Below are 22,139 nucleotides of genomic sequence, written 5' to 3' on the forward strand. Positions count from 1 at the left end.
TTGTGGCGATTATGGCCGGGGGAAAAATTCATAAAACTTATTAAAATTATTTGTTAATGAGTTTATAGCTTAACTACAAAAAGTTAATAGCTTGCTGGCATAAATAATCAATTTTTCTTGAAAAATATTTAGAAAAAATCTTTATACAGCAAAGGTTATGGACTCCACTCTCTATCTTAAGACATAGACAATTTTATTCTTAATAAACAATTAAGAATTGTGTCAGCCCGGCAAAAAAGTGTGTCCAAATAGTTTGTTTTAGGTAAAATCCATTACAGACGGAAGGATTTTTCTGGGCAAATATCTATTCAACGTCACTGCTGTGCTTTCATTGATCAAAATTGCCGCCGCCCAAACCCAGTGGCCAAAGAGAGACAACAGTAAATATTCTCGACATGGAGTTTCCTTGTCTATGAACATCAATCCTCTCCTGCGGGCCTACGAACACGGTGTGCGCCGCTTTCCTCGGGAAAATTTACAAAATGCTGACCTATCGGGATTCACTCTGATTTCTGTCGATTTTGAGCGCACGAACCTGATTGGTAGTAATTTGCAGCGCACCTTTTTGACCAAAGCCCGCCTGGGGCACTGCCAAATGAACTGGGCAGATTTGACCTATGCCAAACTCAACCAAGCAGATTTAAGCCATGCCGATCTGACCAAAGCCAGTCTCTACGGGGCTTTTGCAGTTAAAACTAATTTCAAAGGAGCTAAGCTGAGCGGGGCAACCCTAGCCCATGCCAATCTCCGGGGAGCTAATCTGGAGCAGACTAATCTGACCGGAGCTAATCTGTTTGCTGCCAATTTACGGGAAGCCAATTTCCAGAAAGCCGATTTTTCCTGGGCTAATTTACAGGAAGCTTGCCTTAGTCTGGCTAATTTGCGCGATGCTAGGTTGTGGGCAACGGATTTGCGCCGGGCTTTTATGAAGGAAATGGATTTAAGTGCTCTCAGTCTCCACGGTTTAGCCATGGATGGGGCGAAATTAACCGGCAGTTGCCTGCGGGACACAAACCTTAGTCACTCCAGTTTGCGGGGCGCTAACCTCCGGGGGGCAGATTTAACCGGAGCAAATCTCACTGGAGTGGACCTGACCGGGGCTGATCTGATGGGGGCCAACCTAACCCAGGTAGTTTGGCACGATGCCGTGGTGGAAGGCGTTAATTGGGAAGAGGCGATCGCCGACCAGTCCATGTTTCGCGAAGGGATATTAGGACTGGGAAACCATCACAATCATCGCAGTCATAACGTCCACCAGGGGCGCCAGGGACTAAATATTAGTTGCTTTGGGGGCCTGCAGGCCGCCTATGTCATTTAGCTGAAATGCACTGCAATAATTAAACAGTTGATTGATAATAGTCAATCAAAAGTACCACCGGCGGAAGAATCACCCCTAAAAGATTAATGCTTCCAGGAGAGCGGCACAGCCGAAGGATGCCAGGGCAACTTTAATCAGACGCAGTCCCTGCTGATTCAACCAATCCCGTTGGCGACGGAAAAACATGTAGGCATTCATGGCCCCCATCAAAAAGAACAGCAGAGAGAGCCAGTTGGTTTCTTTGGTAGCTGTGTCTGCGGAGGACATCGCCCAGGTCTGTGAGGATTGCATGTTTGATTTCTCTAGGTAAACCAACTTTGACAACTACACCTTAACAAAAGCCAAGGCAATTGTAAACCTTTGTTAAGTATTGTTGACTGGGGTGAAATTTTCTGCATTTCTTAGAAGGGCAGGCCCCAGGCTTGCCATTGTTGCCGGAGCCAACCAGAAGCCCGCAATTGCAGTAGGGTTTGGTTAACTTCCCGTTGGAGAGCCTGATGTTGCAATCCTTTGGCCATGGCGATCGCTAAGGGGTTAACTGTTAATTGCAAAGGTAAATGATAGTAATCGGATTGGGATTGGGCCCAGCCGCTCAGCACGGAATTGTCCCCAGCAAAGGCCATGGCTTGGCCCTGTTCTAGAATTTGATAGGCTTGGTCGTAGGAATCTACCCCCACAAGGGTAGCTTGGGGAAATGCTTGTTTGATAACGGGAATGGTGCCGCTGTTATTAAGCACCGCAATGGTGTGAGCCTGGTTGCGGTCTATGTTTTTCAGGGAGCTGTTTTTGCTAATTAAACCAACTCCGTCCATATAGTAGGGCGGGGAAAAATCCACCAGGCGATCGCGAGCAGGATTTTGGCCCATTTGGGCAATGATTAAATCCACGTCACCATTGAGTAATAGGGGAAGCCGGTCCTGATTCTGTACCGGAACCAACTCCACCGCCGTTTCATCCCCCAGCAAAGCCAAAGCTAAACGACGGGCCAAAGCAATTTCTAAACCAGTTAATTCCCCCTGTCCATCCCGAAAACCCAAAGGTCGTAAGTTATCCTTCACTCCCACCCTTAATTTACCCCGTTGCCGAATGGCTTCTAGGCTGACTTCTCGGCTAGTCATAGCTATCCCGTTGGTTTCCAAGACCATGGTTTGGGCCGTCGCACTGACAGTTAAACCCGGAATTAAAAATAGTAAACAGCTAGCGACAATTAGGCTACGCATGGAAAGAGTAGTATAAGTAAAAAAGCAGAAAAATTTCCCCATAGGTAGAAAATTAATTACTTTATTGAACACTTAAAGAAGGTAACCAATTAATCAGAGCAGGGAAAATAATAATTAACAACAACACTAAAACTTGCAAGCCAATGAAGGGCACAGCTCCCCGATAAATTTGTCCAGTGGTCAAGCTAGCTGGTGCCACTCCCCGTAAGTAAAAGAGGGCAAAACCAAAGGGCGGTGTGAGGAAGGAGGTTTGTAAATTGGCTCCCACAATGACACCGTACCAAATTAAATCAAGGTTTAGTGCCTCTGCCACAGGCTTAAACAGAGGCAGAACAATAAAGGCAATTTCAAAAAAGTCAATGAAAAATCCCAGGATGAAAATGGTGATCATACTAATGGCTAAAAAGCCAATTTGGCCACCGGGTAAATTAGCCAAAAGATCAAACATAAATCGATCGCCTTCCAGCCCCCGGAACACTAAGCTAAACGCAGTTGACCCCAATAGGATTAGCATCACCATGCTGGTAATGCGTAGGGTGGCGTCACAGACTTCCCAGAGGGCTTTCCAGTTCAGACGTTGATTAAAATGGGCCAAGGCGATCGCCCCGATGGAACCCACGGCCCCTGCTTCGGTGGGACTAGCAATGCCGAAGAAAATACTCCCCAGCACCAACAGAATTAAAACTAACGGGGGCAACATCACCTGCACTATACGTCTGCGTAATTCCTGGCCGCCAATGTTCCTAACTTCGGCCGGTAAAGCCGGGGCTAAGTCCGGTTTTAACCAGGCAATTATCAAGACATAAAGGGCAAAACTGCCGGCCATCATTAGTCCTGGAAGGAGGGAGCCGATAAATAAGTCCCCCACGGAAACTCCCAATTGATCAGCTAAAACGATCAAAACTACGCTAGGAGGAATGATTTGTCCCAGGGTGCCAGAGGCGACAATGACACCGGATGCTAACTCTTTGCTGTAGCCATAGCGCAACATAATGGGTAGGGAAATTAAACCCATGGCCACAACGGTGGCCGCCACAACTCCGGTGGTTGCCGCCAGCATAGTACCCACTAGGATCACCGCCAGGGCTAGTCCTCCCCGCAAATGCCCCAGGATAATACCCATGGTTTCTAATAGTTGCTCAGCAATGCCAGACCGCTCCAGCATGGATCCCAAAAAGATGAAAAAGGGAATAGCCAGCAGAGTACCATTGGCCATAATGCCAAAAATCCTTTGGGGCATGGCGGACAAGAATATGGGGTCAAAGGAACCTAAAGCCGCGCCGATGATGGCAAATAAAATCGCCACTCCCCCCAGGGAAAAGGCAACGGGATAGCCACAGCCCAGGAAGACCAATGCCCCCACAAACATCATTGGCCCTAACCAATCGTAGTCCACCATTAACCCCTAGCCTCCGTATCAACATGACCAAGGGCGATCGCCAGATTTTTAATTACTTCCGCAATGCCTTGGAAAATAAGTAGGACAAAACCGACAATAATCATGGTTTTAATGGGATAACGGGGTAATCCTCCCGGATCCGGCGAAGTTTCCCAAATGTGCCAGGAATTGATCACCGATTCCCAAGAATAAAAAATCACTAGCCCACAAAACGGGAATAAAAATAAACAGGTACCCAATAAATTCACCCAAGCCCGCTGGCGATCGCCAAGGGATTTGTAAAAAATATCCACCCGCACATGGTCATTGGTTTGCAGGGTGTAGGCAGCACCGAGAAGAAAAACTAGATCAAACAAATACCATTGGGCTTCTAGCAAACCATTGGAGGCCAAGTTCTGGCCTACTAAGCGGCCGAGGTAGCGCCCCACCACATTCCAGCCGCCAGTTAGTACCATTGCCAATACTAACCATGCGGTAAATTTCCCAATCCAAGCGGTGAATTGATCGATAAGCTGGGCAATTTTGAGTAATTTGTCCACTAATTACTGGCCTCCCTCAGCCAAAGAACTTCCCATAAAAATAGAGCAAATTCTAGATGTTCAGACTACAACCTAGACCAGCAAGTTTCGCCATTAAACAAATAAAAAATCCTCACCATTTTACTAGCGAGGACAATTTGACTCTAAAAATAAGAATGTCAAATTCTATAGCTTGACTTCGATATCAACCCCGGCAGGGAGATCCAACTTCATCAGAGCGTCAATGGTCTTGGAAGAAGGCTGATAAATGTCGATAATGCGGCGGTGGGTGCGGGTTTCAAAATGTTCCCGGGAATCCTTATCCACGTGGGGAGAGCGCAACACACAATAAATTTTCCGTTTGGTGGGCAAAGGAATCGGCCCCACAGCGGCGGCATTAGTACGATTAGCGGTATCAACAATTTTGTCGCAGGATGTATCGAGGAGGCGACGGTCAAAGGCTTTGAGGCGGATACGGATTTTTTGTTGTTGCAATGTTGCCATGGAAATTTAACTCAGAATTAGCGGACTGTTTAATTGTCAAGGTTCAGAAAGTTGAATAGTCAGTGGGGCTGGCCCAGTCAGAAAAAACTTACCGTAACCAACCCAACACCAACTACATCATGAATGTTGTTCTAAGGACTACTTCAAAATCTTAGAAACAACACCGGCGCCGATGGTACGACCACCTTCGCGGATAGCAAAACGCATCCCCTGTTCAATGGCGATCGGGTTAATGAGCTCAACGGTCATTTTGATACGATCCCCAGGCATAACCATTTCCACAGCACTGCCGTCGTCAGCGGTGTAGCTTTTGATGGTACCGGTTACGTCAGTGGTCCGTACATAGAACTGAGGGCGGTAGTTGGCAAAGAAAGGAGTGTGGCGGCCACCTTCTTCTTTCTTGAGCACGTAAACTTCCCCTTCAAATTCGGTGTGGGGAGTGATGGAACCGGGTTTAGCCAAAACCATACCCCGTTCGATGTCCTCTTTTTGAATCCCCCGGAGGAGCAGACCCACGTTGTCCCCAGCCATTCCCTCTTCAAGGGTTTTTTGGAACATTTCCACACCGGTAACAGTGGCTTTACGGGTATCTTTAATGCCGACGATGGAAATTTCTTCGCCAACTTTAACTTTTCCGCGCTCAATCCGACCGGTGGCAACGGTACCACGACCAGTGATGGAGAATACGTCTTCCACCGCCATCAAGAAGGGCTTATCAACTTCCCGCTCAGGGGTGTCGATGTAGTCGTCAACGGCTTTCATGAGTTCAAGAATCGCATCTTTGTATTCTTTTTCTCCTTCGATCGCCTTGAGGGCAGAGCCAGCAACGATGGGAATGTCATCACCGGGGAAATCGTAGTCGCTGAGCAATTCACGAACTTCCAGTTCCACCAATTCCAGCAGTTCTTCGTCGTCCACCATGTCTTTCTTATTCAAAAAGACCACCAGTTTGGGAACCCCTACTTGCTTAGCCAAAAGAATGTGTTCCCGGGTTTGGGGCATGGGGCCATCAGCGGCGGAAACCACCAGAATCGCACCGTCCATCTGGGCAGCACCGGTGATCATGTTTTTCACATAGTCAGCGTGACCAGGACAGTCTACGTGGGCATAGTGACGGCTATCGGTTTCATACTCAACGTGGGCAGTATTGATGGTAATGCCCCGGGCTTTTTCCTCAGGAGCCGCGTCAATATCTTCATATTTCCGGGCTTTGGCACCACCCAATTCCGCCAAGGTCATGGTGATCGCCGCCGTTAGGGTGGTTTTACCGTGGTCAACGTGACCAATGGTGCCAATGTTTACGTGGTCTTTCGTCCGTTCAAATTTTGCGCGTGCCATGAATAAATAAGTCCTTTGATTGTTTCTACACAGATTGCAGTCCTAGGAGAACTGCCGGCTTAGGCATAGCCTCTGCTTTTGGCGACGATCGCCTCGGCAACATTACGGGGTACTTCTGCATAATGGCTAAATTCCATCGAAAAAATACCCCGGCCTTGGGTTTTTGACCGGATATCGGTCGCATAGCCAAACATTTCCGCCAATGGAACACTAGCGGCCACTTTGGCTATGCCCTGCTCCGTTTCCTGGCCCTCAATATGGCCCCGACGGGCATTGAGGTCACCGATCACGTTGCCCATGAAGTCATCAGGAACTTCAATTTCGACTTTCATGACCGGCTCTAGGAGCACAGGGTCAGCTTGGCCCACAGCCTCCCGGATTGCCATGGAACCAGCAATCTTGAAGGCCATTTCCGATGAGTCCACATCATGGAAAGACCCATCTACCAAGGTGGCTTTGAGGTCAATGACCGGGTAGCCCGCCAATACCCCCGAAGCACAGGCTTCTTTCATCCCCTGTTCCGACGGGGCAATGTATTCCTTGGGAATAACGCCACCGACGATTTTAGAGACAAATTCAAAGCCCGTCCCTGGCTCGGTAGGCTCCACCTCAATGACCACATGGCCATATTGGCCCTTGCCCCCACTCTGGCGAATAAATTTACCTTCTGCCTGTACTGCCTTACGGATGGTTTCCCGATAGGCTACTTGGGGAGCACCCACATTGGCCTCCACCTTAAATTCCCGTAGCATGCGGTCCACCAGAATTTCTAAATGCAATTCTCCCATGCCAGCAATTACCGTTTGGTTGGTCTCGGGATCGACACTGACGCGAAAAGTGGGATCTTCCTCGGATAAAGATTGTAAAGCTTTGGAAAGCTTATCCATATCCTGTTTAGTTTTTGGTTCCACCGCTACGGAAATAACTGGCTGGGGGACAAACAAGGATTCTAAAATAATCGGCTCTTGGTCATCACAAAGGGTATCCCCAGTGAGGGTATCCTTGAGCCCCAACACTGCGCCCAAATCTCCGGCATTTAACTGGTCCACCTCAATGCGGTCATCGGCTTTGAGGATGATTAATCGGGAAATGCGTTCCTTCTTCTCTTTGGTGGAATTCAATACATAACTGCCCTTTTCCAACACGCCGGAATAAACCCGCACGAAGGTGAGCCGGCCAAACGGGTCCGCCATTACTTTGAAGGCCAAAGCTGACAGGGGAGCTTTATCTTCCGCCGGTCTGGTGGCTACTTCGCCATCGGGTAGATGTCCCTCGATCGCCGGCACTTCTAGGGGGGAGGGGAGGTAATCCACCACCGCATCGAGTAAAAGTTGAACTCCCTTATTTTTAAATGCGGAGCCACAAAGCACTGGCACCATGGTCCCAGCAATGGTTCCCCGGCGCAGGCCGGCTACTAACTCATCGGCGGTTAACTCTTCCCCTTCCAAGTATTTCTCCATCAGAGCATCATCTGCTTCCGCCACCGATTCCACTAGGCGCAGGCGATATTCTTCCGTTTTATCCTTCACTGAATCGGGAATGGGAACTTCCTGGATATCTGTGCCCAGATCGTTTTTGTATAAATAGGCCTTCATGCGCACCAAATCCACAATGCCTTCAAACTCCGCTTCACTACCGATGGGAATTTGAACGGGCACCGCATTGGCCCGTAGGCGATCGCCAATCTGTTGACAGACCCGGAAAAAATTAGCCCCGGTGCGGTCCATCTTATTGACGAAGGCAATGCGGGGCACTTGGTATCGTTCCGCTTGACGCCACACTGTTTCTGATTGGGGTTGCACTCCACCCACGGAACAAAATACAGCAATTACTCCGTCCAACACTCGCATGGAGCGCTCCACCTCAATGGTGAAATCCACGTGCCCCGGAGTGTCAATGATGTTGATATGATGCCCCAACCAATCGGTACTAATAGCGGCGGCGGTGATGGTGATGCCCCTTTCCCTTTCCTGGGCCATCCAGTCCGTTACTGCCGTACCTTCATGAACCTCACCGATTTTATGAACCACGCCAGAGTAGAACAGAATCCGTTCCGTCGTGGTGGTCTTACCCGCATCAATGTGGGCGGCGATACCAATGTTACGTATTCGTTCTAGGGGCACTGTGCGAGCCATAAAGTTTACTCCTAACCGGGGGTTCGACCAAAAACAAGCTCTCTCTTTCCCAAGGGAAAACGGGAGGCCATTAACAATTCTATACGTTTTCCCCGACCTTTCTAGATCTGCAACTAAATCTAGGGGGAATTTTCCTGAAAACTAACCCAGGGAGGCGTGGGGGCAACTCAACCCCAAACCTGTATCAATGTTGCCTTGCCTATTGCCTAGTAGCGGTAATGGGCAAAGGCCTTGTTGGCTTCGGCCATGCGGTGGGTTTCTTCCCGCTTTTTGATGGCGGCACCGGTTTCATTGGCGGCATCCATAATTTCGTTAGCCAATTTGCTTTCCATGGTGCGACCACCCCGAGCACGGGAAAAATGCACCAACCAACGTAAAGCTAGGGCAGTTCCCCGGGCAGGACGAACTTCCATGGGTACTTGGTAGGTGGCACCACCAACCCGGCGGGCTTTAACTTCCACCAGGGGAGTCAAGTTTTTGATTGCCTTTTCAAACACTTCCAAGGGATCTTCGCCAGTTTTCTCACCAACGGAGGCCAAGGCATTGTAAACAATGCTAGAAGCTAAGGATTTTTTGCCGGAGCGCATTACCCTACGGATGGTCATACTCAGCAGAGTGCTGTTGTAAACGGGATCCGGGGGCACAGGGCGCTTTTTGACATTGCCACGACGAGACATAACTTTTTACTCTTTTTGCTCTGGATAACGATTAAAAGTTGTGATTACTGCCAAACGTTTCGGGCTGGGTTGCCGAAAGTAAGGGGAGTGGTAAAGCCAGCTACACCTTCACTGGACAGGGGCGGCTAGGCTAATGGAAAGTTGGGAAAGTTATTTCTTCGCTTTTTCCCGTTTGGTGCCGTATTTGGAGCGACCCTGTTTGCGGTCTTTAACTCCGGTGGCGTCCAACGTGCCCCGCACAATATGGTAGCGAACCCCAGGCAAATCTTTTACCCGACCGCCCCGGATTAGTACTACGGAGTGTTCTTGCAGGTTGTGGCCAATGCCAGGGATATAGGCAGTTACTTCAAACCCGGAGGTGAGGCGTACCCGGGCCACTTTCCGGAGGGCGGAGTTGGGCTTTTTGGGGGTGGTGGTGTAAACCCTAGTGCAGACTCCCCGCCGTTGGGGACATTGCTTGAGGGCAGGGGATTTAGTTTTCTTCTGTACCTTCGAGCGTTCGCTACGAATTAGCTGCTGGATAGTTGGCATGTGTTAAATATAGTGGGAATTAGGATCGTTCTCCTAATAGATAAGAAAATCATCGACAAATTTTCATCATACCGCTGCCTATTTAGCGCTGTCAACCTAAGTTTTATCTGCTGCGATGAAGGTGACGGGTAGGTATTGCAAGTCCGTGGGATGGTCTATGTCCGGTAGGGTTGGTAAGTCGTAAGGGCGATCGCCATTTTGGACAATTTTTGCCAAGGTCTGTTGGTAAACGACTCCAGTGCCCCAGTCAATTTGCTCGAAATAGGCTGGGTTGAAGTTGGTCAAGCCCATTAGATAATAACCGCCATCCAGGGCCGGCCCCAGCACTACCGGGTAATTATCCAAGGCAGTGAAGGCGGTTTGGAGTAGTTCTTGAGTAATACCAGGGCAATCAATGCCGATAATCACAACTTTGTTGCCTCCCTGCCCAAAGGCCCACTGGCAAGACTGTTGCAGGCGATCGCCTAAATCTCCAGTTCCTTGGGGTTGATAACAAAAATTAGTTCCTAGCCACTGTTCCATCTGCTGTCTAGTTCCGCCAGTGTAAAAAACAGTTATTTGACAAGGGGCATCGGTTTGGCAGCGAAAATTATGGGCGGTTTGAACGGTATGTTCCGTCAGTTGTTGCTGTAGCTTGGCCGCTCCCCTAGAGCCAAGGGCAGGGATCAGGCGAGTTTTGGTTTTTCCGGGTTCTGGCCAACGGGTGAAAATAATTAAATGCTGTTCAGCCATGGAAAGTGGGGGGGCGGAGATAAATAACTCCAGTCAACTCCGGCCATTCTGTTAATCTTGAGAACGGCTAATTTATCATAATTTTTCCAGCAGTTGTAGAGGTTACAGTCCATGAAAGTGGCAGTTATTGGTAGCGGTGGACGGGAACATACTTTGGCTTGGTCGTTAGTTCGATCGCCGGAGGTGAGCCATTGCTATTGCTTGCCGGGAAATGGCGGTACTGCTGGGTTACCGAAAACAGAAAATGTGGCGATCGCCGTGGATCAACTGGGGGAAATTTGTGAATTTTGCCAAACGGAAAAGATTAATTTAGTAGTGGTGGGGCCGGAATTGCCCCTTACCCTGGGGTTGACCGATCAATTACAAGCACTGGGTATAAAAGTTTTTGGCCCCACCAAAGCCGGGGCAGAATTGGAAGCGAGTAAATCTTGGACTAAACAGTTATTAATCGAAGCGGGAGTGCCCACAGCTTTTGGGGAAACTTTCACTGAGCCAGCTCCAGCCCAGGCCTATGCCACGAAAATGGGAGCTCCCATTGTGGTGAAAGCCGACGGTTTAGCCGCTGGTAAAGGGGTGATTGTGGCCCAAACTTCAGCCGAAGCAACCACGGCGATCGCCGAATTATTTGACCAGGGCTTTGAAAAAATTGTGGTGGAGGAATTTTTACCGGGGGAAGAGGTGTCCGTGCTGGCCCTCTGTGACGGCAAAACAGTTATTCCCCTGCTACCAGCCCAGGACCACAAACGCATTGGGGAAGGAGACCAAGGGCTCAATACTGGTGGCATGGGAGCCTACTGCCCTGCTCCCATCGCCCCGCCAGCGGTCATAGACCAGGTGCAAAAACAAATCCTACAGCCCACTGCTAACGCTTTAGCTAAACGGGGCATTGATTACCGGGGAGTATTATATGCCGGCTTAATGGTCAGCCCCACCGGGGAAATTAAAGTGTTGGAATATAACTGTCGTTTTGGTGATCCTGAAACCCAAGCGGTGTTGCCCCTCCTGGCCACTCCTCTAGAAAAGGTATTGATGGCCTGTGTGGAACAAAACCTAGAGCAATTGGGACCTCTGCAATGGCATTCCGGTAATGCTGTTTGTGTGGTGGTGGCCGCTGGTGGTTATCCCGGCAGTTACCGCAAAGGAGATGAAATCAATGGTTTGGCTGAAGCCGAAGCTCAAGATGTTAAGGTATTCCATGCTGGCACAGAATTAAAGGAAGGCAAAGTTTTGACCAATGGAGGCCGGGTATTGGGAGTCACCGCCCTAGGAAAAGACTTATCCACGGCGATCGCCACTGCCTATCGGGGAGTAGAACAAATTGACTTTGATGGTATGTATTACCGACGGGACATCGGCCACAAAGCACTTTGACAAGGAGTTGGGAACGGAAATTCTTCGGGGAGAATGGATTGGGGTAAAACAAATTTCCCCTGGGGCCGGAGAGGAAAAGACCAGTGGCCTTGGCAATGGCAAAAGTAAACCAATGGTGTCCTAAAGAGATCAACCGGGAATGTTAATATACGTTGCAGTTTGCCTTGAACTACCTTCCTACATTTGCCCTTCCCCAATTTGACTATGCTTCAACGTCTTGTGCACATATTGGCTTTAACTGTCTGCGGCCTTGCCGTGGTCTCCAGTTTGACTCCGTCAGTCCGGGGACAGGGGGTCACGGAGGTGGAGGAAGTGATTATCGAGGGTAGTGGTCCCGAAAATTCTAGGGAGTTTCGTCCCCTCAACCAAGAAGGTAGTATCTTGAGCGTGGGCGCCGGCCGTCGCTTAATGAATGAAGCTAATGAGGCTATTAATCTTAACCAGTACACAGTGGCTCTGGAAAAACTACAGGAAGCCCGCAAGATTTTTAACCAATTGTCCAACTTTCATCTGCAATTAGCTAATAGTTTCTCGGGCATTAACACGGTTATTTTTGAAGAACAAAGAATTGCCGCTCTGGAAACTGGTCAACTGCGGGATGAAGCTACCTACCGTTTAGCTCTAGTACATCGAGCCAACAACGAACCAGCTTTGGCGGTGCCCCTGTTGCTACAAATTATCCGTTCCCAGAATCCCACCACGGACTTGGGCAGAAAATCCTACCAACAGCTTTATGAATTGGGTTTTGTAGCTTCTCCGTTTGAGGGACCCACCCCCACTGGCACCAATGCGGCCCCTACTGCCCCGGTGGTTAATTAGCCCCAGTTGTGGTCAGCAACATCTTGACTGGACGGTGGAATGCTTACTTGGATTAGGTTTGGCTAGAATATTTTTGCTCGATCGCCGTCACCAGTTGAATACAATCCAATTCTTCCGGTTTGACTTGTTCCGTAAACCAGGCGGCCAAAATTTCCTTGGCGATCGCCGGGGAAGTGGCCCGTAAACTCATTACCAGCACATTGACATCGTTCCACCAACGGGTTCCCTTGGCAGTTTCCGCATCCCTCACTAGGGCGGCCCTGATACCCGGTACTTTATTGGCCGCAATGGAGACACCCGTTCCCGTCCAACAAAATAGTATGCCTTCCTCTACGGTTTGACCGGCCACCGCTTCCGCTAATTGTTGGGCAACCAATGGCCAGGGGTCTTTTTCCCCTGCCAAGGCGCCAAATAAGCAAAGAATGAGATAGTTAGGACAGCTCTCTCAACGCTATATCCAATGCAGCAATCAGCGATTCTCCATTACTAACCAGTTGGGCAACATAACGTTTTAGTTTCGCCCAGAACTTCTCAATTTTGTTCAAGTCCGGTGAATATGGTGGTAAAAATATAACCTCACACCCAGCTTTTGCTAACAATTCCTTGATTCTTTCTTTCGGATGAAAGCTTGCATTATCCATAATTAGTATCTGACCTGGTATTAACTCTGGTAACAACATTTCTTCTATCCACCTGCATACTACTTGGGCGTTGCAGTATCCTTCAAATATCATTGGAGCTATTGTAGTTCCATTCTACCAACAACTTATTATGCTGACTCTCTTGGTTCTATGTCCTAATTTAGTCCCCTTAAATCCCTCTGATTTATGACAGTAACCATAGGGGTAGTCCAGGGTATCATCTAGACCAGCTTGACCCATATAAGTCAATCTTTCTGGCGCATATTGCTTGAGCTCATTTTCACATTCCTTTCTTCTTCATCTATTTCCCTGTAAATATAAGTTTTTTTTCTGGTAAAATCTACTTTCTTTAAAGCTTGACCTATTCTTGTTTTACCGAGCGTCTCGGGCCATTTCTCCGCCATTTCCCTTTGAGTTAAATGACTATTCTCCTCCGCAAATTCTTTGAATTTATCTAAATCATTTATTTTCGGCTGTGGACCACGATGGTAGTCTGTTACTGGGCATACACTTCCCATATACCTCTTTTTCTTAATTCATAGGTCTAATGTGTTGCGACTAATGTTTAGCGTCCTACACACCTGGCTTTTTTTCTCACCTCTTTCCACTGCACTTACTGCTTTTTCTCTCAGGTCAATACTGTAGGGGGCTGGCATCGCTTTTTCCTTATCTTTATCTTTTTCCTATATTATGTCCTAATCTATGCTATGTCCTAATCTATGCTATGTCCTAATCTATGCTATGTCCTAATCTATGCGATTTTTGCTATATGGCTTTATTAATTTTTATTAAGATTTGATTAAATCTTGAGACATCTTTTTTTCAGAAATGTACATTAACTTTATTGTTAGCAGGTAAAGTAAAAAAAATCATGTCATTTTCAGAATCTAAAATTATTGACCGCTTACTTTCAGTGATTGAACAGGATATTGTTCCTAAAACCCGGGAGGGGGTTAAAGCCGGAAACAAACTATTTGGTGCGGCAATTCTTAAAAAGGAAGACCTATCAACGTTAGTATCCAGTACGAATACAGAAACGGAAAACCCTCTCTGGCATGGTGAAGTCCACACCATGAAAAAACTCTATGAACTTCCCCGGAAAAAGCGTCCTAATCCCCGGGATTGCATTTTTCTTGCCACCCACGAGCCCTGTTCACTTTGTTTATCAGCTATTACCTGGGGCGGATACGATAATTTTTATTATCTTTTTAGTTTTGAAGATTCTCGTGATTCATTTAATATTCCCCATGACCTGCGTATCTTAAAAGAGGTATTCAAGGTAGAAAATGGGGACTATTCCCATGATAATTACTATTGGAAAAGTCATGATTTGGTCAAGCTAGTTGATGGCTATCAAGGAGAATTAAAGCGGTCTTTTCTGGACCGCATTGAAAATCTAAAGGCTGTTTATGCTGAAATGTCTGATGTGTATCAATCCAGTAAAGGAGATGCAGACATTCCTTTAGATTAATCTTATTTTTTCTGGAAATAAATTTGATGAATTATAAAATTTTAAAACTTTTACCATTACCCAACTTCACTGGACAAATTAAGTTACTAATTCATTAAAATTTATTGATTTTTGTCGCGAGCACTTTTCGTTTGTTTTTTAGATAGTCATGGATAAATACTCTAATCCAGAGAATAAAGAATGCGTTAATACGGTGCTTTTTGCTGAATTAGTTGCCCCTGAAGATGAGCCAAAATACTTGGCTGATCAAAGGCAACTAATTTTGTCTGCCCAACAACAAATTGGTTTTATTAATGCTGATTTTTTAGCTCCTATTCCAGAAACTAGAACTGAGTGGTTAACAATTATTCAATTTGCCCAAGAAAAAAATCTTAACCACTATCTAAACTCGGAAGAATTTAAGATTCTCTTATCTCATAAATCTTATGTGCAATTATCTAAAAGACAGTTTTTGTCAAATTTTACCCAAAAAGCTTCTATGCTGATTACAACCACTCTAAAGCCAGAAAATGAAGCAAATTGGCTCGAATGGAATGACAAAATTAATAAAACAATGAGGAAGTTTCCTGGCTTTATTGAGTCAGATATTCGGCCATCAATCATAGAACAAAAAGCCAATAACAAAACCTGGATTGTTAATTTTCAGTTCGATAACTTGGATAATCTTAACCACTGGCTCAATTCTCCAGAAAGAGAAGTATTAATTGAAGAGGGCTCTTCTTTTTACGAGGAATCCGTAGTGAGTCAGTTTCCCAGCGGCTTTTCTAGTTGGTTTGATGTTGCAGGAAAACCAACAACACTAGCCCAATGGAAAATGCCTCTTATAGTGGAAATGGGATTATATCCTATGGTGCTTATCCAAACTAAGTTCCTTGGTTTTCTAAATATTTTTCCATTACCTGTGGTTCTTTTAATCAATACCTTGTGCTCCTGTATTTTGCTTCAATATTTTGTAATTCCAGTTATTCAAAAAATGATGCGTTTTTGGCTTTACCCGCAAAAATATTATAAAGAAAAAATTGACTTTTGGGGAAGTGTAATAGTGGCTTTATATTTGCTGTTTATCTGCAGAGTAATGGTGTTTGTATTTTAATAATTGAAGTTGTCTGAAGCGTCTCAATATATCAAAAAAGCTTTATTATTTTTCGCACTATTTTCTCGACTCATCCCTTCTCCATCATGACTTTTTATTATTTGCTTTTTGGTGTGCAGGATTTAGGATTAATACTGTTTTCTAAATTTCTTTCTGCAAATTCTAACTATTCTTGGCTTAAGCTTAGCCTCACTTTGGCGATCGCCATCTTTCCCCAGTCGAAAATTCTGGCCGAGTCTATGCCAGAAGAGGAAGTTGGCAAGATAAATTTAGTTACAGAAATAGAATTTGATGATCAAAATAATAGTAAAAACAAAGAAAATATAGATATATTTCTTAATAAACAATCCCAGTTTCATTTTGCTAAAGATGTTAGAATCAGTCCTTTAAAAGCTTTAACTCCAGGAGAATTAGGGGACTGGCAAGAAGAGGCTGTGCATTATGCCCAGATATTACAGATAAACAATTTTGACCCAGACCATGATCACCATCATGAACCCCATCAATCCGTAGTCGCTATCAGTGGCAACCCCGCCGCCTCTAACATGTTAGTGGGTACAGGACAACTAGGTCAATGGTTAGGGTTAGACGAAAACAGTCCCCTTCGTTTAGGGGGCATTTTTATGGGCAATATTAGTCAACAAATTTCCGGCGGCAATCAGCCTGGTTCCACCGATTTTAATGGAGCTTTAATTTTAGGTTTGGGAATAGATTTAGAAAAAGCAGTGGGTTGGAAAAATGCTTTTTTTGAAGTGGAAGGTTTGCAATATAACGGCCAACCAGTCAACTTTGCGGCAGGTTCTGTCCAGGGCTATAACTCCATTGAAGCCGGGCCCCCTTTGAATCGCACGGAATTGTACCAACTCTGGCTCAATCAAACCTTTCTTGATAATCGCCTTTCTTTTCGGGTGGGCAAGTTAATCCCTTCGATGAATTTTGGTTATGTGGGGCGACCCTTTGTGACCCAAACCAATCCGCAATTATTCACTTCCACCACCGGCTTAATTTATACTCCCGTATTTGTAGGGCCGGCCATGTTGGGCTTCATTCCCGGCTACTACAATTCAGCTTTTGGTTTATATGGTTCATGGAAATCCTGGGGTGCCCCCGGCGACAATCCCGCTACTCCCAATGGTTGGTACACCCAAGCGGGAATTTATGACGGCAGAGGCGCACAGGGAGTACAAACGGGTTTAACTTGGCCTAATTTTTCCGGTGCGTTGTTCAGCGTGGCAGAAGTGGGGGGAACCTGGACTCCCTACGCTGATGATCCGGCAACCGGTTGGGGCAGTGTGGCGGTAGGGGGATGGCGACAGAGTGGTCCGCTAACGGCCCCTGGGGGCGCATTTGAAGCCCAAACGGGGGGCATGTATGCTTACTTGGTGCAAAAACTAGGTAAATTCCGGGATAGCGAAGATCAAAACGGTATTGTTGGCTTTGTCCAAGGTGGTTGGAACAGCTCCAGCACAGCTTTAATGCATAGTTCCCTCGGCTTTGGTTTAACTTTCATTGCCCCCTTTGGCGATCGCCCGTTGGACAGTTACGGTTTCGGTTTTTCCTGGGCCAGGCTAAATGCTAATCCCCTAGCGGGCTACGGCTTTAATAGTTACGAAACCATGATCCAGCTTTATGCCCAGTACCATCTGGTGGGTAATTTATTTATTCAACCGGTGCTGACGGTTTTACCTACTCCCGGTAGTGGTGGGGCTGGGGCTCCTAGTGTAAGTGGCACTGTACAACTCACTTTCCCCTTCTAAAAAACTTCTAGAAAATATGTCCAACTATTCCGGCTGAGAATTGGCAGGGGTGGATTCCACCTCCCCAGTTTCCGCCTCCAGGGTCGATGGAGATTCTACTAAGTTTTCCGGAGGGGTGAATTGGGGTGGCTCCGAATCACTGCCGGTGTTAATTTTGGGAATAAAATCTGGTCTTTTTGATCTTTCCCAACCCACAGGGCGTTTGGAATTGTACCAGGCCACCAAACCGATGGACACCGCCGCCACCAAACCCACAACATAGACCGCTACAAAGTAGGTGGGAAACGTGCCAGCAACCGCCAGGATGGGTAGAGCAAACATATTTTTTAAGAAATAATAGTTGGGGGGGGGAACGAACCCAATCTTAACAAAAATTGTTATCAGGGCAATGGCTCACCCTGGGGTGATTTCAGACATTGAAGGATTAATTCTAGGCATTTGGTAGCCAATTTAGCAACCCGATCCCCAGGGGGGTGGCCTATGATAAAGTGCCAGATGTGGAGTAAGATCAGTGTCGGCCACACCATATCTGTGGCTTAATTTATCTAAGCTCTCACTTTGGGCCCTTGACCCTGTCAGTTTGTTCCGCTACCCTACGAAGTCCCCCTGACTGTCTTTTTCTATGCATCCCACCCTCATCAGCGCCCCTATCAGCTCCTCCGCCAATGATGCCCATGCCGGCACTAGCCAGGGTTCCCATCAGGGACATCGCATACAAGTGATCCGTAGAGATGGCTCCTCAACTCCCCTAAATATTGGCAAAATTCGGGCAGTGGTGGACTGGGCTTGCCTTGGGTTGGAAGTGAACTCCATCGCCCTAGAAGCAGGGCTAACGACTAGGTTGAGAGAGGGGATTAGCACTAGAGAGATTCAAGATAATTTAATTAGCTGCGCTCTGGAAATGTGCAGTCCCAACGAACCAGACTGGCGCTACGTGGCTGGCCGTTTACATGTTTGGAGTCTGTGGAAAGATACCCTAGTGCGTCGGGGATATCAGTATGGGCAGTATCTACGCACGGTACAAACCAAGGTCACCAATGGGGAATATGACTCCCGCATCTTGACTTACAGCGAAGGGGAATTGCAGGAAGCGGGCTGTTGGATTAACTCGGACTGGGACACAGACTATGACTATGCCGGGGCAGTTTTATTAACTAGCCGCTATCTATTACCCAACGAATTACCCCAGGAAGCGTTATTAACCTGTGCGCTGCTATTAGCTTCGGTGGAAGCCCCCGATCGCCGTTTGCAATGGGCCCGGAGATTTTATGAATCAATTGCAGCCCGTAGAATTTCTTTAGCCACCCCAATCCTGGCTAATTTACGAGTGCCCGGTGGTTCTCTGACTTCCTGCTTCATTGTGGCCATGGAGGATAACCTGGAAAGTATTTTTGGGGAAATTACCAATGCTGCCAGAATTTCCAAAAACGGTGGTGGAGTGGGAGTTAACGTTTCCCGCATCCGGGCCACCGGCAGTTGGGTAATGGGTAAGCCCAACGCTTCCGGAGGGGTGATTCCCTGGACAAAACTGCTCAACGATACGGCGATCGCCGTTAATCAGGGGGGGCGCAGAGCCGGAGCCGTAACCGTAGGGCTGGATGTGTGGCATTTGGACGTACCAGAATTTCTGGAAATGCAGGCGGAAAATGGTGACCAACGACGTAAAGCCTATGATATTTTTCCCCAGTTAATCTTGCCCGATGAATTTATGCGGCGGGTCATTAACAAAGAAGATTGGACGTTAGTGGACCCCTACGAAGTTAGGGAAAAAATGGGCATTGAGTTAGCCGAACTCTGGGGGGAACAATTTGAAGGTGCCTATCGAGAAATTGAGTCAAACCTCGATACCACCATTACCCTCTACAAACGTATTAATGCCCGGGAATTGTTTAAGCAGATAATGCGTACCCAGGTAGAAACCGGGATGCCCTATCTTTCCTTTAAAGACACTATCAATAAAGCCAATCCTAATAAACATTTAGGTTATATTCCTGGCACTAATCTTTGCTGTGAATCATTCTCCAACGTTACCCCTGGTCAGGATGCCCATTGCTGTAACCTAGTTAGCCTCAACCTTGCCAATCTAGACTTGCAAGACATTGCTGGGGTCAGTCAGATTGCTGTGCGGATGCTGGATAACACCATTGAATTGACTGCGCCTCCCTTTGCCGATGCTAAAAGCCATAACAATAAATACCGCACCATCGGGGTGGGAGCCATGGGGTTAGCAGACTGGCTGGCTAAACGTCGTCTGAATTATGACGAGTTAGCGGATATTAATCGCTTGTTCGAGGAAATCGGCTATTGGTGCACCCAATCCTCCATGGAATTGGCCAAGGAACGGGGAGCTTACCCTGCTTTCCCCGGTAGTGACTGGCAAAAAGGTTTATTAATTGGTTCCAAACCCGTCAGTTGGTTTCAAGCTAATGCGGCTAAACCGGAACGATGGGAAAAACTCTCCAACGACATCCAAACCCACGGCATTCGCAACTCCCACATTACGGCGATCGCCCCCAACACATCATCATCCCTAGTCCAAGGTTGCACTGCCAGCATTTTGCCGGTCTATAGCCGCTTCTTTTACGATAAATGGGCTAAGGGCACTGTCCCCATTGCACCGCCCTTCATTGGTAATTGTTTCTGGTTCTACCCGGAGAATAAAACCATGGACCAGCGCAAAGTAGTCAAAGCCGTGGCCGCCATCCAACAATGGACAGATACGGGCATTTCCATGGAGTTATTATTTAACCTCAATGCGGGCATTTATTTCCCTGAAGAACCGGAAAGAAGCCTCAATGCCAAGGACATTTTTGACACCCTGGTCATGGCCTGGGAGGCCGGTTGTAAGGCGATCTACTATATTCGCACTGTACAAAAGGATGACTTTAAGGATTCCTCCGATGGCTGCGTTGCCTGTGCTAATTAGATAATCTAAAAACTTGTTCACAAGCTTGAGGAAATGATGCTTAGTTTCCCTTGAAGGTCGTTGATGCCAACAAGGCTAGGATCCGTGGCAAATTTCCTTGAAAAGGGTAATTTTGACGGATTTTTTCTGATGGCGTTGATTTAGCTACATTCTTTTAAATATTGGGCGACGGAAACCGTTTTGCCTCTGCAAAGTATAGGCTTAGAAACTCCCACTCTTGTCCAGGAATCTTTGGATGGGATTGTGATATTAACCTCCGTTAGTCCAGGGTTTGTGCAGAAGATTTCACCCAGATCAAAAAATACCCATCAGGGCTAATGGTAAACCTCATAACTTTGAACAGAGTTGGGTAGCAATCATTAATGTTTTCCTGATTAGTTGCCCGGATTCTATCCCGGTGGGCTGACAAGATAGTGCCGCTAGTTGAGTTTTGTCGCCCCTCCATGGCAATCTAGTCTGGGGTTTAATCAATCTTTTTGCTAGTCATCTCCCCTATCCATTACCAATTAACCATGACCACTTCCCTTGCAGCCATTGCCCCCCACGGCGGCCAACTGATCAATCGCCTCGCCCCGGAAGCAGAACGCCAGGAATTTTTGGCGATCGCCGATAAATTGCCCAGGGTGCAACTGGATGAACGGGCCACATCGGATTTGGTCATGATTGCCATTGGCGGTTTTAGTCCCCTCAAGGGCTTTATGGAGCAGGACGACTACGAGCTGGTGGTGGAAGAAATGAAACTCAGCAACGGTTTGCCCTGGTCGGTACCCGTGACTTTATCAGTGACAGAGGAAGTGGCCGCTCCCTTGGAAGTAGGCAGTTGGGTGCGGTTGGACAACAGCGCTGGTAAATTCATCGGTGTGTTGGAGCTGACCCAGAAATATCACTACAACAAAGCCCACGAAGCTAAAAACGTTTACCGCACCGACGACCAAGCCCACCCTGGAGTCAAGGTGATTTATGACCAAGGCCCTGTTAACCTGGCCGGCCCCATCTGGTTACTGGAGCGGGAACCCCATCCCCTGTTTCCCAAATACCAAATTGACCCCGCCGCTTCCCGTCAGTTATTTGCCGAGCGGGGCTGGAAAACCATTGTCGGCTTTCAAACCCGTAACCCCATCCACCGGGCCCATGAATACATTCAAAAATGCGCGCTGGAGGTAGTTGATGGCCTCTTTCTCCATCCTCTGGTGGGGGCAACAAAGAGTGATGACATTCCCGCCGATGTGCGGATGCGTTGCTACGAAATTATGGTGGACAATTACTTCCCCAAAGAGCGGGTCATTCTGGGTATTAATCCTTCCGCCATGCGCTACGCCGGGCCCCGGGAGGCTATTTTCCATGCCCTGATTCGCAAAAACTATGGCTGTACCCATTTCATTGTAGGTCGGGACCACGCCGGGGTGGGGGACTACTACGGCACCTACGATGCCCAGGAAATTTTTGACGAGTTTGCCCCGGAAGCGCTGGGTATTGTGCCGATGAAGTTCGAGCACGCTTTTTACTGCAAAAAGACCCTGCAAATGGCCACCACTAAAACCAGTCCCAGTGGCCCAGAAGACCGCATTCACCTCTCTGGCACTAAAGTGCGGGCTTTGCTTCGGGATGGACAATTGCCGCCACCGGAATTCTCCCGCCCTGAAGTAGCCCAGGAATTAATTCGGGCCATGCAGGGGGAAAGCTAAAGGA

22 protein-coding genes are annotated in these 22,139 nt (G+C 47.4%); 8 read left to right on the forward strand and 14 right to left on the reverse strand.

The genetic code is table 11. The features are described from left to right. Positions 1-322 precede the first annotated feature (322 nt). Positions 323-1,318, forward strand: a complete 996-nt coding sequence (locus tag SYNPCCP_RS09070; protein ID WP_010872935.1) for a pentapeptide repeat-containing protein — start codon at positions 323-325, stop codon at positions 1,316-1,318. Positions 1,319-1,393: 75 nt separating this feature from the next. Here the strand turns inward: SYNPCCP_RS09070 and SYNPCCP_RS09075 are convergent, their stop codons facing one another. The 10 genes from SYNPCCP_RS09075 to SYNPCCP_RS09120 all read right to left on the reverse strand — a co-directional run bounded on the left by SYNPCCP_RS09075 (position 1,394) and on the right by SYNPCCP_RS09120 (position 10,372). Beyond that, positions 1,394-1,585, reverse strand: coding sequence for a hypothetical protein (locus tag SYNPCCP_RS09075; RefSeq protein ID WP_223211267.1), 192 nt, complete (start codon positions 1,583-1,585; stop codon positions 1,394-1,396). A 134-nt stretch (positions 1,586-1,719) separates the two neighbouring features. Further along, positions 1,720-2,538 (reverse strand): transporter substrate-binding domain-containing protein, encoded by an 819-nt coding sequence (locus SYNPCCP_RS09080; protein ID WP_020862325.1) that lies wholly within the window; start codon positions 2,536-2,538, stop codon positions 1,720-1,722. A gap of 61 nt (positions 2,539-2,599) precedes the next feature. Then, positions 2,600-3,937, reverse strand: coding sequence for a TRAP transporter large permease subunit (locus SYNPCCP_RS09085; RefSeq protein ID WP_010872938.1), 1,338 nt, complete (start codon positions 3,935-3,937; stop codon positions 2,600-2,602). Further along, a complete protein-coding gene (locus tag SYNPCCP_RS09090; protein WP_010872939.1) occupies positions 3,937-4,476 on the reverse strand; it encodes a TRAP transporter small permease subunit in 540 nt (179 codons plus the stop codon). Before SYNPCCP_RS09090 ends, SYNPCCP_RS09085 begins: the two co-directional genes overlap by 1 nt. Positions 4,477-4,641: 165 nt before the next feature. Further along, positions 4,642-4,959: a 30S ribosomal protein S10 gene (gene rpsJ / locus SYNPCCP_RS09095; protein ID WP_010872940.1), complete on the reverse strand. Its 318-nt coding sequence runs from the start codon at positions 4,957-4,959 to the stop codon at positions 4,642-4,644. Positions 4,960-5,097: 138 nt separating this feature from the next. After that, entirely contained in the window at positions 5,098-6,297 is a 1,200-nt protein-coding gene (tuf, locus tag SYNPCCP_RS09100; protein ID WP_010872941.1) for an elongation factor Tu, read from the reverse strand. Positions 6,298-6,356: 59 nt separating this feature from the next. Then, positions 6,357-8,432 (reverse strand): elongation factor G, encoded by a 2,076-nt coding sequence (fusA, locus tag SYNPCCP_RS09105; protein WP_010872942.1) that lies wholly within the window; start codon positions 8,430-8,432, stop codon positions 6,357-6,359. 206 nt (positions 8,433-8,638) lie between these two features. Beyond that, a complete protein-coding gene (gene rpsG / locus SYNPCCP_RS09110; protein ID WP_010872943.1) occupies positions 8,639-9,109 on the reverse strand; it encodes a 30S ribosomal protein S7 in 471 nt (156 codons plus the stop codon). Positions 9,110-9,259: 150 nt separating this feature from the next. After that, positions 9,260-9,640, reverse strand: coding sequence for a 30S ribosomal protein S12 (gene rpsL, locus SYNPCCP_RS09115; protein ID WP_010872944.1), 381 nt, complete (start codon positions 9,638-9,640; stop codon positions 9,260-9,262). A gap of 96 nt (positions 9,641-9,736) precedes the next feature. Then, positions 9,737-10,372, reverse strand: coding sequence for a TIGR04282 family arsenosugar biosynthesis glycosyltransferase (locus SYNPCCP_RS09120; RefSeq protein WP_010872945.1), 636 nt, complete (start codon positions 10,370-10,372; stop codon positions 9,737-9,739). Between the two features lie 111 nt (positions 10,373-10,483). Here SYNPCCP_RS09120 and purD point away from each other — a divergent pair, with 111 nt between their 5' ends. Together purD and SYNPCCP_RS09130 are read left to right on the forward strand one after the other, a co-directional pair. After that, the gene (gene purD / locus SYNPCCP_RS09125) at positions 10,484-11,743 is read left to right on the forward strand and encodes a phosphoribosylamine--glycine ligase (protein WP_010872946.1); all 1,260 of its coding nucleotides are present in this window, start codon (positions 10,484-10,486) and stop codon (positions 11,741-11,743) included. Between the two features lie 204 nt (positions 11,744-11,947). Next, a complete protein-coding gene (locus SYNPCCP_RS09130) occupies positions 11,948-12,562 on the forward strand; it encodes a hypothetical protein (RefSeq protein WP_010872947.1) in 615 nt (204 codons plus the stop codon). 52 nt (positions 12,563-12,614) lie between these two features. On the opposite strand, the gene SYNPCCP_RS09135 is transcribed toward SYNPCCP_RS09130, so the two are convergent. The 3 genes from SYNPCCP_RS09135 to SYNPCCP_RS17640 all read right to left on the reverse strand — a co-directional run bounded on the left by SYNPCCP_RS09135 (position 12,615) and on the right by SYNPCCP_RS17640 (position 13,721). Further along, entirely contained in the window at positions 12,615-12,938 is a 324-nt protein-coding gene (locus SYNPCCP_RS09135) for an RpiB/LacA/LacB family sugar-phosphate isomerase (protein ID WP_071822672.1), read from the reverse strand. A 55-nt stretch (positions 12,939-12,993) separates the two neighbouring features. Continuing rightward, positions 12,994-13,296: a transposase gene (locus SYNPCCP_RS17635; RefSeq protein WP_010872949.1), complete on the reverse strand. Its 303-nt coding sequence runs from the start codon at positions 13,294-13,296 to the stop codon at positions 12,994-12,996. Positions 13,297-13,448: 152 nt separating this feature from the next. After that, on the reverse strand, positions 13,449-13,721 hold the full coding sequence (locus tag SYNPCCP_RS17640; protein ID WP_020862321.1) for a hypothetical protein: 273 nt from the start codon (positions 13,719-13,721) through the stop codon (positions 13,449-13,451). Between the two features lie 353 nt (positions 13,722-14,074). Here SYNPCCP_RS17640 and SYNPCCP_RS09150 point away from each other — a divergent pair, with 353 nt between their 5' ends. The 3 genes from SYNPCCP_RS09150 (at position 14,075) to SYNPCCP_RS09160 (ending at position 17,524) form a co-directional block, all read left to right on the forward strand. Next, positions 14,075-14,674: a nucleoside deaminase gene (locus SYNPCCP_RS09150; protein ID WP_010872950.1), complete on the forward strand. Its 600-nt coding sequence runs from the start codon at positions 14,075-14,077 to the stop codon at positions 14,672-14,674. Between the two features lie 148 nt (positions 14,675-14,822). Then, a complete protein-coding gene (locus tag SYNPCCP_RS09155) occupies positions 14,823-15,767 on the forward strand; it encodes a hypothetical protein (protein WP_010872951.1) in 945 nt (314 codons plus the stop codon). Positions 15,768-15,853: 86 nt separating this feature from the next. Continuing rightward, on the forward strand, positions 15,854-17,524 hold the full coding sequence (locus SYNPCCP_RS09160) for a carbohydrate porin (protein ID WP_010872952.1): 1,671 nt from the start codon (positions 15,854-15,856) through the stop codon (positions 17,522-17,524). Between the two features lie 24 nt (positions 17,525-17,548). Here the strand turns inward: SYNPCCP_RS09160 and psb35 are convergent, their stop codons facing one another. After that, positions 17,549-17,845: a photosystem II assembly protein Psb35 gene (psb35, locus tag SYNPCCP_RS09165; protein WP_010872953.1), complete on the reverse strand. Its 297-nt coding sequence runs from the start codon at positions 17,843-17,845 to the stop codon at positions 17,549-17,551. 301 nt (positions 17,846-18,146) lie between these two features. Here psb35 and SYNPCCP_RS09170 point away from each other — a divergent pair, with 301 nt between their 5' ends. Both SYNPCCP_RS09170 and sat read left to right on the forward strand, forming a co-directional pair. Next, on the forward strand, positions 18,147-20,450 hold the full coding sequence (locus SYNPCCP_RS09170; RefSeq protein ID WP_010872954.1) for a ribonucleoside-diphosphate reductase subunit alpha: 2,304 nt from the start codon (positions 18,147-18,149) through the stop codon (positions 20,448-20,450). A gap of 512 nt (positions 20,451-20,962) precedes the next feature. After that, positions 20,963-22,135 (forward strand): sulfate adenylyltransferase, encoded by a 1,173-nt coding sequence (sat, locus tag SYNPCCP_RS09175; protein ID WP_010872955.1) that lies wholly within the window; start codon positions 20,963-20,965, stop codon positions 22,133-22,135. Positions 22,136-22,139: the final 4 nt, after the last annotated feature.

It is taken from the genome of Synechocystis sp. PCC 6803 substr. PCC-P, assembly GCF_000284455.1.
GTDB lineage: Bacteria > Cyanobacteriota > Cyanobacteriia > Cyanobacteriales > Microcystaceae > Synechocystis.